The organism is Photorhabdus heterorhabditis (assembly GCF_001280945.1).
In the GTDB taxonomy this organism is placed as follows: Bacteria; Pseudomonadota; Gammaproteobacteria; order Enterobacterales; family Enterobacteriaceae; genus Photorhabdus; species Photorhabdus heterorhabditis.
This window is the reverse complement of sequence record NZ_LJCS01000014.1, coordinates 15,744-28,026: the sequence shown is the minus strand read 5'-3', so window position 1 is coordinate 28,026 and position 12,283 is coordinate 15,744. Positions and strand designations below refer to the sequence as shown.

The following is a 12,283-nucleotide window of genomic DNA, read 5'->3' as shown; positions in this document are numbered from 1 at the left end:
GGAAGTAATCGATGCATAAAATCCTATTAGTTGATGATGACCGTGAACTGACATCACTATTAAAAGAATTACTTGAAATGGAAGGATTTAACGTTGTTATCGCTTATGACGGAGAACAAGCATTAAAATTCCTTGACGACTCGATTGATTTACTACTACTCGACATTATGATGCCGCGTAAGAATGGTATTTCAACATTAAAAGAACTTCGGCTACATCACCAAACCCCGGTAATTATGCTGACAGCACGCGGAAGCGATTTGGATCGTGTTCTGGGACTGGAATTAGGCGCTGATGACTATCTTGCCAAGCCATTTAATGATCGTGAACTCGTGGCTCGTATACGCGCTATTCTTCGCCGCTCAAATTGGAGTGAACAACAACAGACAGACAACGGCCTGCCCACGCTTCTGGTCGATAACCTACAATTAAACCCTGGCCGCCAGGCAGCCAGCTTCGCTAATCAAATATTAGATTTAACAGGTACTGAATTCACATTGCTCTATTTATTAGCTCAACATTTGGGGCAAGTTGTTTCCCGCGAACACCTAAGCCAAGAAGTATTAGGTAAACGGCTGACCCCATTTGACCGGGCAATTGATATGCATATCTCTAACCTGCGTCGTAAATTACCTGAACGGGAAGATGGTCAGCCTTGGTTTAAAACTTTACGTGGCCGCGGCTATTTAATGGTTTCTGCAACATGATAAACAGCTTAACAGCACGCATCTTCGCAATTTTCTGGTTTACTCTCGCGTTAGTCCTGATGCTGGTATTGATGGTACCAAAACTGGATTCCAGACAATTGACCTCTCTGCTGGAAAATGAATATCGGCAGGGAATTATGCTGGAACAACATATTGAAGCAGAATTAGCACAAGACCCAGCTAATGATTTACTCTGGTGGCGCCGTTTATTTCGCGCAATTGAAAAATGGGCGCCACCAGGACAACGCCTGATATTAGTCACCAGTGAAGGACGGGTTATTGGTGCCCAGAGAAGTGAAATGCAAGTTGTCCGCAATTTTATCGGACAATCAGATAATGCAGATCACCCTAAAAAGAAAAAATATGGCCGTTCTGAGATGTTAGGGCCATTTTCTATCCGGGACGGAGAAGATCATTACCAACTCTACTTAGTTCGCCCAGCAAACAGCCCACAGTCAGACTTTATTAACCTGATGTTTGACCGACCACTATTGCTATTAATTGCCACTATGCTAATCAGTGCGCCACTCCTATTATGGCTAGCCTGGAGTTTGGCTAAACCGGCCCGTAAATTAAAAAATGCCGCAGACGATGTTGCTAAAGGCAATCTACGCCAGCATCCAGAATTGGAAGCTGGCCCACAAGAGTTTCTGGCCGCAGGTAACAGCTTCAATCAGATGATCAGTGTATTAGAGCGCATGGTCACCGCACAGCAACGACTCATTTCCGACATCTCCCATGAACTACGCACGCCCCTCACCCGCCTACAACTTGCAACAGCATTACTTCGCCGTCGTCATGGTGAAAGTAAAGAATTGGAAAGAATTGAGACAGAAGCCCAACGACTAGACAGCATGATTAACGATCTGTTAGTGCTCTCCCGCAGCCAGCATAAAAATGAGCTGCTGAGAGAAAATATCAAAATGACAGAGTTATGGAACGATATTCTTGATAACGCCAGCTTTGAAGCTGAACAAATGGATAAAATCCTTGAAACAACCTCACCACCGGGTTCCTGGACTATTTACTGCAACCCATCAGCGCTTAGCAGTGCTTTTGAAAATATTGTACGCAATGCCTTACGCTACTCCCACCACCACATTGCCGTGGGTTTCCACACCGATAATCAAGGGATCACCATCACCGTTGACGATGACGGCCCTGGCGTCACCCCAGAAGACCGCGAACATATATTCCGTCCTTTCTACCGCACAGACGAAGCCCGCGACCGAGAATCTGGCGGCACCGGCCTTGGTTTAGCCATTGTAGAAACCGCAGTCAGCCAACATCGTGGCTGGGTATGTGCTGAAGACAGCCCACTAGGCGGCTTACGCTTGGTTATTTGGCTACCACTTCATGGCCGGTGATACAAATTTTCACCGGCCTTATTATACAAAATAATTAAATAGATAAATTTTTATTATGCTTGACCCAGAGAGTCTGACGGTTTAATCTCCCCTTCATTCATTAAAAACACTTATATTTTTACTGCTTTTCCATTACAGCAGGCAAAAGCATTGAAAAATCAAAATAATAGATAACATTATAAAATTCCAAGGAATTCTGGGAGCCAATAACCTAGTGCGGTAGCTTTGTTATTACATTATTTATTATTCCAATAATATATCTTATAAAACCTATTTAAAATAGGTTGTTAAAGTTTCACTTGCCAAATAAAACTTATGAAAATAGATAACATTCTATTAAAAACCAAATGTGACTTATTTTCATGATTTCATTTTTAAATCATCATTTTAAAAGGCAAAATATGTCCTCACTTAACATTCTCACCAAGAAACTTGATAATAAAACCGCCATTATTGCCATTGTTGGCCTGGGTTATGTTGGCTTACCGTTAATGCTTCGATATAACGATATCGGTTTTAAGGTCATTGGTTTTGATATTGATAAAGAAAAAACAGATAAATTAAATCAAGGCCAAAGTTATATCGAACATATTTCCTCATCCAAAATCAGTAAAGCGATAAATACCGGTTTTGAAGCCACTACGGACTTCACCAAAATCGCGGAATGTGATGCCATTATTCTTTGCGTTCCCACGCCGCTAAATAAATACCGCGAACCCGATATCAGCTTTGTCATTAACACCACCAACCGGGTAAAACCGTATTTAAGAGCCGGGCAACTCCTCTCCTTAGAAAGCACCACTTACCCAGGCACCACGGAAGAAGAATTATTACCCCGGGTCGAAGAAAACGGGTTAACCGTCGGTGAAGATATCTTCCTGGTCTATTCTCCCGAACGGGAAGACCCCGGTAATCCTGATTTCGAGACCCGAACTATCCCTAAAGTCATTGGCGGCCACACGGAAAACTGCTTAAAAGCCGGTATCGCCGTTTATCAACCCGCCATTGACCAGGTTGTCCCGGTCAGTTCAACTAAAGCCGCCGAGATGACGAAACTGCTTGAGAATATACACCGGGCGGTCAATATCGGCTTAGTCAACGAAATGAAACTCGTTACCGATAAAATGGGGATTGATATCCACGAAGTGATTCGCGCCGCCGCAACCAAACCCTTCGGCTTTGTCCCTTATTACCCCGGCCCGGGATTAGGCGGTCACTGCATTCCGATTGACCCCTTCTATTTAACCTGGAAAGCCCGAGAATATGGTATCAATACCCGCTTTATTGAACTCTCCGGTGAAGTCAATTCCTCCATGCCCGATTATGTGGTCAATAAAACCATATTAGCCCTCAACAAGGCGAATAAATCCATTAATGGCAGCCGTATATTAATCCTCGGTATCGCCTATAAAAAGAATGTGGATGATATGCGGGAAAGCCCCTCGGTACATATTATGGAAAAATTCCAGGCATTGGGGGCAAATATCGAATATTCAGATCCGCACGTTCCAGTCTTTCCTAAAATGCGGGAACATCATTTTAATTTAATCAGCCAGCCCATCACGGAAAATAATCTCCAAACCTTCGACTGCGTTATTTTAGCCACTGATCACGATAAATTTGATTATGAATTAATTATTAATAACGCCACATTAGTCGTTGATACTCGTGGCAAATATTCTCCCAATCATAAAAACATTACAAAAGCTTAACTCAGGATAAACCATGCTGAACATCATCAAAGACAGAAAGATAAGGTTTGCTTTAGTAGGTTGTGGACGGATCGCTAAAAATCATTTCAATGCGCTGGAAATCCATCAAGAAGAGACCGAATTAGTCGCCGTCTGTGATAACGATCAAGACGCATTAAACGCCGCGGTAGAAAAAACCGGTGTCCCGGGGTTCAGCGACTTAAACACCATGCTGGAGACTATCACCGCCGATATCATTATCCTGACCACCCCATCCGGCCTCCATCCAGAGCAGGCAATAGCCTGCTTCGATAAAGGCTTTCATGTCGTCACCGAAAAACCGATGGCTACCCGGCTGGCAGATGGTGAAAATATGGTTAAGGCCGCCGATAAAGCCGGTAAATACCTCTTTGTGGTCAAACAGAACCGCCTCAACGCGACGCTACAATTATTAAAACGCGCAGTCAGTGAAAAACGTTTTGGCAAAATTTATATGGTTCACCTCAATGTGTTCTGGACCCGCCCCCAAGCCTATTATGACCAGGCCGCCTGGCGGGGCACCTGGGAATTTGACGGTGGTGCCTTCATGAATCAGGCCAGCCACTACGTTGACTTAATTGAATGGTTAATCGGCCCGGTCAAAGATGTTCAGGCCATGACATCTACCCACCTGGATATCGAAACGGAAGATACCGGGGTACTGAATATCCGCTGGCGGGATGGCACCTTAGGCTCAATGGCGGTCACCATGTGTACCTATCCGCAGAATCTCGAAGGTTCCATCACCATTCTGGGGGAAAAAGGCACCGTTAGAGTAGGCGGCTTAGCGGTCAATGAAATCCAGCAATGGCATTTCGCTGACGAAAAAGAGTATGACCAACACGTCAAAACCGCCAACTATGAAACCACCTCCGTTTATGGCTTTGGTCATCCCCTCTACTATAAAAATGTCATTGATGTCATGAAAGGCGAAGCCCAGCCCATCACGGATGGCCGGGAAGGCTTAAAATCCTTAGAGCTGCTTATCGCCGCCTACCTATCGGCCAGAGATAATAAAACCATTTCTTTGCCTCTAACCTATTAACCCCATGGAACCAGCCTCATGTCAGCCGAACACGTAATGATACATCCCAGTGCTATCGTTGATGAAGGGGCACAAATCGGGAAAAACAGCCGTATCTGGCATTTTACGCATGTCTGTTCTGGAGCCAAAATTGGCGAAGGCTGCTCGTTAGGACAAAATGTCTTTATTGGCAATCAAGTCACCCTCGGCAATCACTGCAAAATACAAAATAACGTCTCTGTTTATGACAACGTTCATCTGGAAGACGGCGTATTTTGTGGCCCCAGCATGGTTTTCACCAATGTTTATAATCCCCGTTCATTGATTGAAAGAAAAAGTGAATATCAAAACACATGGGTAAAAAAAGGCGCCACTTTAGGCGCCAATTGCACCATTATTTGTGGCACCACCATTGGCGCTTATGCCTTTATTGGCGCCGGTGCGGTCGTGAATAAAGATGTCCCCGATTATGCCCTGATGGTGGGTGTACCGGCCAAACAGATTGGCTGGATGAGTGAATTTGGTGAACAACTCGATTTACCGCTACATGGACAAGCCACCACCATTTGTCCACACACACACCATATTTATCAGCTCAATAACCAGACCGTCGTGCGAATTAAATAAGCAAGGATAAAAGAATGCAATTTACCGATCTGGCTGCTCAACAACGCAGAATTAAAGATAACATTGACGCGAATATCCAAAAGGTCCTCACCCACGGCAAATATATTTTAGGGCCGGAAGTGGCCGAATTAGAAGAAAAGCTGATTGCATACACCGGGGCGCCATATTGTATTACCTGCGCGAATGGTACCGATGCGTTACAAATTGCCTTAATGGCGATTGGCATCAAACCGGGTGACGAGGTCATTACCCCCGGATTTACCTACATTGCCACCGCTGAAACCGTCGCACTGCTGGGCGGCATACCGGTCTATGTGGATGTCAAACCCACCACGTACAACTTAGACCCGGCTTTACTCGAAGCCGCGATTACCGCCAAAACCAAAGCAATTATTCCGGTCTCCTTATATGGACAATGTGCCGATTTTGACGAAATTAATGCCATTGCAGCAAAACATAACCTGACCGTCATAGAAGATGCGGCCCAAAGTTTCGGCGCAACATATAAAGGAAAACGCTCCTGTAACCTGACCACAATTTCTTGTACCAGTTTCTTCCCCAGTAAACCCCTGGGGTGTTACGGTGATGGCGGGGCTATTTTCACCCACGATGAAGAGCTGGCGAAAATTATTCGTCAAATTGCCCGCCATGGACAAGACAGGCGATACCACCATGTCAGAGTTGGAGTGAATAGCCGTTTAGATACCCTGCAAGCGGCCATTCTACTCCCCAAACTGGACATATTTGATGAAGAAATGGCATTACGTCAGACAGTTGCCACAAACTACAATCAGGCATTGAATAACATTGGCATCATGACCACACCCTATATTGAGCCACACAATCTCTCTGCCTATGCGCAATATACTATCCGGGTTAAAAACCGGGACGAATTACAGCGAAAATTAAAAGAACAAGGCATCCCAACCGCCATTCATTATCCTATTCCCTTGAATAAACAACCTGCGGTGGCCAGTAATATCACTCTGCCTGTGGGTGATGAAATCGCCCAGGAAGTGATTAGCTTACCGATGCATCCTTATTTATCCATAGATTTAATTAATAAAATTACCGGTTCAATTTGAAATTTATGAACCATAAACTATTGAGGAATATATCTGGCTTATTACTCTCATCATTAATCAGCCAGATATTATTATTACTATCGACACCTGTATTAACAAGATTATTCTCACCTGAAGAATTAGGCATTTACGCTTCATTTTCATCACTTTTAAGTGTTTTTGCTGTGGGTGCTTGTCTTCGTTATGAATTTTCGATAAGTTCATCAGAAAAAAATCGTGAGATTAATTCATTAATCACATTATCTTGCCTCATTCCAATAACCATTAGCTTGATAGTCATCACTGTCTTTGCAATATACAATCCATCAGAAAAAATAGCCATAGGAAACTATATATACTATATCCCACTGGGTATTATAACTTATGGATTTTATCGAGCCGTCAGTTTCAATAGTATAAGAAAAAGGCAATATCGTGAATTCTCTATCACTAGAATAACTCAAACGATTGTTATGGTTAGCGTTCAAATCATTGGGGGTATCGCTAGTTTAGGTGCAAGCAGTCTTATCTTAGGTCAGATATTAGGTCAATCGTTAGGTGTTCTATTTTTAGGTAAAAAATCTCAATATCGTTTTATTACAAACAGAAAAGAATTCAAAAAAATAAAACTACTGGCTAAAAAATATTATAAATTTCCCGTTTATGATTTTCCTGCGGCCTCAATTAATACATTTAGTAATGAACTACCTCCATTATTTATCATGTCCACATATGGGCTAAAATCAGCCGGATTTTATTTAATCGCATCCAGAATATCAGGCGCCCCAATTATACTACTAAGCCAAACCGTTTCGTCTATATTACAAGGATATTTAAAAGACCCGGCTACAGCACCTTTTTTAAAGATAAAAAAAACATTTTATTTTTTAACGCTAATTTCTCTTTTATTTGCTATAGTAACATACTTCGCGGGCATACCCGTCATAACCTTTATTTTTGGTGAAGAATGGTATGAATCAGGTAAATATCTATTATGTTTAATACCTCATTTATGCGGGCAAATAATATATTCATCTTTATCAATATATTTATCTATTTTTGAACATCAAAAAAGCAATTTATTCATTCAAACAACATCTATCATATTAAGATTTATAGCCCTCTTAGTCGGATATATGCTAGGAGATATCTATTTAGCCCTTTTATTATTTTCACTCACAAGTTTTGTTCTCTATCTGATGAGTACTGCTTATATTCTAAAATTATCTTTCATGTATAAAGAAGGTTAAAATGAAGAGAAATAAAAACATAATAAAAATAATTCCCTACATCATTATCGTGATGATTGTGAGCTATACATTCAATAAATATGCTTATGAAATAGATGAATTCAATGGTAGTGTAAGAAGCTTGGTCATGAAAGGGAAATTTTCTCAACGTGAATTTAATAGCTATGGTTTTCCCTTATCACATTCACCCCATATTCCTGAGCCATTTTTATCTCCATTTTATGTTGTTCACTATGGAATGATATACTCTTCTTTAGCCCTAAATAAAGACAACATCAATATATTATGGAGGACGGATTCATCCTTACCTGGATGGAATGTACCACCGCCTAAATTCAATAAAGACCAATTAATTTCTAATTTTAAATTTTCAGCGGATTGGTTATTAAACAATACAAAGTTATTTCATGGTGAAAATCACTACTTATATGATTTTGATTGGCCATATAAAGGATATAAAAACAACAAACTCTCTGCCCCCTGGTGGTCTGGACTAACAGACGCATATGCTATTATTCTCCTATTAAGGGCTTATGACCATTTTGGTGATGATAAATATCTGTCAACCTCGAAACTACTATACCAATCATCACTAACACCTATTCATAAAGGCGGCAGTTTAACAACATTAGATAATATGCCATGGATTGAAGAATATGTTGATCCTCAGGCTAATTCAGACCAATTGGCTTTTGTATTAAACGGAATGATTTACTCCACTTATGGCATTGAGTCCTTCGAAAATCATCTAAATATAGATGAAAGTAAAAGGGTATCCGAAAGTTTGTATCAATCGATCAGTAATAATATATTTAAGTTCGACATAAGAAATGAATGGTCCAGCTATGATTTAATTGGCAATCCAAGTAATATCAAATATCATAGAATACATACCCTACTCCTAAAAGATCTGATAGAAAGAAATCAAAATTTTAAAAATAAAGAGATAATAGATTTATATCATAATTGGAGTAAATCCACCGCTAACATTGGCTATTATTACATAAAACACGGGCCTATTAGTTGGGCATATTATCAATTTATTACAATGTACTTCCTATCTATCTTAGTATTATCATCTATTTATTTCCTTATCAGAAAAAATGCAAAATAAAATTAAAATAACTCTAAAAATATTTATATATCAGATTATTATCTACCTGAATTCGATGCTTATATTAGACACATTCCATGAGGTAAGAGGCTATAATATTGCCCCACAAGGTTACTTGAGCATTTTTCTCTGTTGGATATCTTTCTTACCTCTCATTTTGCTCAATAACAAAAAAAATCCAGTCATGGTTTTTCTATGGTTAATATATATAACTTACATTATACCCGTATCAGTTATATTCCCATTAATTAATTCAGCATCCCTCAACTCAACAATTTTTATACTCACAATAAACATATTATTCTTCTTATCTATATTATTTTTTCGGATAATAGATAGAGTAACGATGCCGAAACTGAAAATTCCATGGGATTTATATAAAATAATTATAATAGGATGTGGTATTATTGTGCTGTTATTCGTTATTAGTAATCCCGGATTCAGTATAATACCGCCAAATATATTTAGCGTTTATGCTGTAAGAGAACACTTTAAAGCAAATACACCACTACTCACCATGTACATCATTACAAATGGGGGATATGTTGTCTCACCATTGTTATTACTCGCTTCACTCTATATAAGAGGCTCTATTAAATACATCCTCATTGCAATAAGTTTTGCTATTTCCTATTTAATCTATAGCTCTTCTGGATTAAAAAGCATAGCATTCATGAACCTCGCCGTTATTATCCTATTCTTCTATATAAAAGGAACAAGATCGATAAGTAACTCAGTGATAAATATTATTCTCTATTTATTCCTTACCGCAGGAATATTATATTTTATTTTCGATTTTTACGATCCACTTATACATTGGCTCCGTAGAGTATTCTTCACACCAACATTAAATACCTATTACTTTTATGATTATATCTACAACAACAATAGTGAATTTACGAGAGAAGCTCCTCAAATAATTTCTCAAATATATTATGGCACATCAGGATCGGCTAATACCGGCTTTATCGGAGACGGTATCGCCCGATATGGTACATTTGGTTTATTAATAAACTTTTTTATATTTAATCTATTAATCTTCGCCATGAACCTGAGTTCAAAAAAAGTTCCATTTGAGTTTTCAACCACATTATATTTGCCCTTCGTATATACGATATCAAATTCAGCGATTACAGCACTGTTACTAACATATGGGCTGCTAGCATTAAGCATACTATTATTTTTATTCCCTACAAAAACTAAAAAAATACCCTTATGAAAATCACACATATGACCTCAGTACATTCGCGCTTCGACATTCGTATTTTCCTAAAAGAATGTTCTGCCTTACAAAAAGAACATGAAGTCTCCCTTATTGTTGCAGATGGTAAAGGTAATGAAGTAAAGAATAACATTACTATCATTGATGTCGGTATATTAACAGGTCGATTAAATAGAATATTTAAAACAACCGATAAAGTTTATAAAAAAGCATTAGAATTAGACGCTGATTTATATCATTTCCATGATCCAGAACTCATCCCTATCGGATTAAAACTCAAAAAGAAAGGTAAACGAGTCATTTTTGATGCTCATGAAGATGTCCCTAAACAAATTTTTAGTAAACCTTATTTAAATAAATTTAACAAAATTATTATCTCTAAATTATTTACCTTCTACGAAAAATATTCTGCTGAGAAATTTGATGGAATTATTACGGCTACCCCATCAATAAGAAATAAATTCTTAAAACTTAATAAAAACACCATAGACATTAATAATTACCCCATATTAGGTGAATTACATAATAAGAACGCTAACTGGCATGAAAAAGAAAAACAAGTCTGCTATGTCGGAGGCATTTCCGACATTAGAGGTATAGCAGAAATGGTCGACTCCATCTCTCACCTCACGACGAATACAACAATGAAATTAGCGGGAAATTTTTCTGACAAAGGTTTAGAGAATAAAATAAAAAGCATGAAAAATTGGCACAAAATAGATGAACTGGGATTTTTAAATCGAGGAGAAACCAAAGAACTTTTATCTAAATCTATTGCGGGTATTGTGCTATATCACCCACTTCCCAATCATATCGATGCCCAACCCAATAAAATATTCGAATATATGAGTGCCGGCATCCCAGTTATCGCTTCAAATTTCACATTATGGAAAGATATTGTTGTAAAAAACCATTGTGGCATTTGCATCGACCCATTAAACCCGAAGGAAATAGCGGATGCGATAGATTACTTATCAAATAACGCTGATATAGCGGAAGAAATGGGTAACAATGGGCTTCTGGCAGTAAATGAAAAATACAATTGGGATATTGAACAAAATAAACTTAACAAATTTTATCAACAAATTGGACGTTAATCGATATGAAAAAAATCATTACCGTATTAGGCGCCAGACCACAATTTATTAAAGCAAGTCCCGTATCCCGCGCTTTAAAAAATCATAATAAATTTAAAGAAATTATCATTCATACAGGCCAACATTTTGATACTAATATGTCTGATATATTTTTTAATGAATTAGCCATTCCCAAACCTGATTATACGCTCAATATTCACGGCGGCTCTCATGGTGAAATGACCGGTAAAATGCTAATCGAGGTTGAAAAGGTACTTATCACAGAAAAGCCCGATGCAGTCATGGTATATGGTGATACTAACTCGACTTTATCGGGTGCATTAGCCGCATCTAAATTACATATTCCAGTTATCCATGTTGAAGCCGGTTTGCGTAGTTTTAACATGAAAATGCCAGAAGAGATAAATAGGATATTAACAGATAATGTGAGTTCAATTCTTTTCTGTCCAACAGACACCGCTGTCAATAATCTACAAATAGAAGGCTTTAGCTCGAAACCAGTGACTATAAAGAAAGTCGGTGATGTGATGGAAGATGCCGCTTTATATTTTAGCCAAATGGCAAAAAAACCTGATGGGCTGGATTCTATCCAACATTTTATCTTAACGACCCTCCATCGTGCTGAAAACACCGACAATCCACAGCGTTTAACTGAAATAGTTAATGCATTGAATGATATACATAAAAGGATTGCTACTGTTTTAATGCCAATTCACCCAAGAACTAAAAAAATGTTAGAGCAATACAACTTGCATTTAAATGTTCATTTAATTGAGCCAGTGGGATATTTAGAAATGCTCTGGCTACTCAAAAACACCGCCCTGATTATTACAGACAGCGGAGGACTACAAAAAGAGGCTTTCTTCTTCAGAAAACCATGTGTAACCGTCAGGGATCAAACTGAATGGGTAGAATTAATTGAAGCCGGCGTGAACAAACTTTCAGAAGCTGAAAATAAAAAAATAACCCAATCAGTTCACGACATGATAAATATTAATATAGGCGCAGTTCAATCCATGTACGGCGGCGGTATCGCTGCGACAAGAATTGCTGACGAATTAGAAAAATTACTATGAATATA

The 12,283-nt window shown here is 38.9% G+C and carries 11 protein-coding genes; all 11 read left to right on the top strand.

The window, feature by feature from the left end; translation table 11 throughout:
- The first annotated feature begins 11 nt into the window (after positions 1–11).
- The 11 genes from cpxR (at position 12) to wecB (ending at position 12,278) form a co-directional block, all read left to right on the top strand.
- Positions 12–707, top strand: a complete 696-nt coding sequence (gene cpxR, locus AM629_RS07380; RefSeq protein WP_054477592.1) for an envelope stress response regulator transcription factor CpxR — start codon at positions 12–14, stop codon at positions 705–707.
- Positions 704–2,074, top strand: coding sequence for an envelope stress sensor histidine kinase CpxA (gene cpxA / locus AM629_RS07375; RefSeq protein WP_054477590.1), 1,371 nt, complete (start codon positions 704–706; stop codon positions 2,072–2,074). Before cpxR ends, cpxA begins: the two co-directional genes overlap by 4 nt.
- A 401-nt stretch (positions 2,075–2,475) precedes the next feature.
- The gene (locus AM629_RS07370) at positions 2,476–3,786 is read left to right on the top strand and encodes a nucleotide sugar dehydrogenase (RefSeq protein WP_054477588.1); all 1,311 of its coding nucleotides are present in this window, start codon (positions 2,476–2,478) and stop codon (positions 3,784–3,786) included.
- 13 nt (positions 3,787–3,799) lie between these two features.
- Positions 3,800–4,849: a Gfo/Idh/MocA family protein gene (locus AM629_RS07365; protein WP_054477586.1), complete on the top strand. Its 1,050-nt coding sequence runs from the start codon at positions 3,800–3,802 to the stop codon at positions 4,847–4,849.
- Positions 4,850–4,867: 18 nt separating this feature from the next.
- Positions 4,868–5,455 carry an acyltransferase gene (locus AM629_RS07360; RefSeq protein ID WP_054477584.1) on the top strand — a complete coding sequence of 196 codons (588 nt, stop codon included), beginning with the start codon at positions 4,868–4,870 and terminating at the stop codon, positions 5,453–5,455.
- Positions 5,456–5,469: 14 nt separating this feature from the next.
- Positions 5,470–6,540 carry a DegT/DnrJ/EryC1/StrS family aminotransferase gene (locus AM629_RS07355; protein ID WP_054477582.1) on the top strand — a complete coding sequence of 357 codons (1,071 nt, stop codon included), beginning with the start codon at positions 5,470–5,472 and terminating at the stop codon, positions 6,538–6,540.
- A 5-nt stretch (positions 6,541–6,545) separates the two neighbouring features.
- Positions 6,546–7,769 carry a lipopolysaccharide biosynthesis protein gene (locus AM629_RS07350; protein WP_054477680.1) on the top strand — a complete coding sequence of 408 codons (1,224 nt, stop codon included), beginning with the start codon at positions 6,546–6,548 and terminating at the stop codon, positions 7,767–7,769.
- 1 nt (position 7,770) lies between these two features.
- On the top strand, positions 7,771–8,883 hold the full coding sequence (locus tag AM629_RS07345; protein ID WP_054477580.1) for a D-glucuronyl C5-epimerase family protein: 1,113 nt from the start codon (positions 7,771–7,773) through the stop codon (positions 8,881–8,883).
- Positions 8,884–9,229: 346 nt separating this feature from the next.
- On the top strand, positions 9,230–10,102 hold the full coding sequence (locus tag AM629_RS07340) for a hypothetical protein (protein WP_235525419.1): 873 nt from the start codon (positions 9,230–9,232) through the stop codon (positions 10,100–10,102).
- A gap of 11 nt (positions 10,103–10,113) precedes the next feature.
- A complete protein-coding gene (locus AM629_RS07335) occupies positions 10,114–11,202 on the top strand; it encodes a glycosyltransferase (RefSeq protein WP_235525418.1) in 1,089 nt (362 codons plus the stop codon).
- Between the two features lie 5 nt (positions 11,203–11,207).
- The gene (gene wecB, locus AM629_RS07330; RefSeq protein ID WP_054477574.1) at positions 11,208–12,278 is read left to right on the top strand and encodes a non-hydrolyzing UDP-N-acetylglucosamine 2-epimerase; all 1,071 of its coding nucleotides are present in this window, start codon (positions 11,208–11,210) and stop codon (positions 12,276–12,278) included.
- The last annotated feature ends 5 nt before the right edge of the window (positions 12,279–12,283 follow it).

Bases quoted from the DNA above. Each gene is read 5' to 3' on its own strand.
- AM629_RS07370 (WP_054477588.1), top strand. From the start codon at position 2,476: ATGTCCTCACTTAACATTCTCACCAAGAAACTTGATAATAAAACCGCC.
- AM629_RS07355 (WP_054477582.1), top strand. From the start codon at position 5,470: ATGCAATTTACCGATCTGGCTGCTCAACAACGCAGAATTAAAGATAAC.
- AM629_RS07345 (WP_054477580.1), top strand. From the start codon at position 7,771: ATGAAGAGAAATAAAAACATAATAAAAATAATTCCCTACATCATTATC.
- AM629_RS07360 (WP_054477584.1), top strand. From the start codon at position 4,868: ATGTCAGCCGAACACGTAATGATACATCCCAGTGCTATCGTTGATGAA.
- AM629_RS07335 (WP_235525418.1), top strand. From the start codon at position 10,114: ATGACCTCAGTACATTCGCGCTTCGACATTCGTATTTTCCTAAAAGAA.
- AM629_RS07365 (WP_054477586.1), top strand. From the start codon at position 3,800: ATGCTGAACATCATCAAAGACAGAAAGATAAGGTTTGCTTTAGTAGGT.
- AM629_RS07340 (WP_235525419.1), top strand. From the start codon at position 9,230: ATGCCGAAACTGAAAATTCCATGGGATTTATATAAAATAATTATAATA.
- wecB (WP_054477574.1), top strand. From the start codon at position 11,208: ATGAAAAAAATCATTACCGTATTAGGCGCCAGACCACAATTTATTAAA.
- cpxA (WP_054477590.1), top strand. From the start codon at position 704: ATGATAAACAGCTTAACAGCACGCATCTTCGCAATTTTCTGGTTTACT.
- AM629_RS07350 (WP_054477680.1), top strand. From the start codon at position 6,546: ATGAACCATAAACTATTGAGGAATATATCTGGCTTATTACTCTCATCA.
- cpxR (WP_054477592.1), top strand. From the start codon at position 12: ATGCATAAAATCCTATTAGTTGATGATGACCGTGAACTGACATCACTA.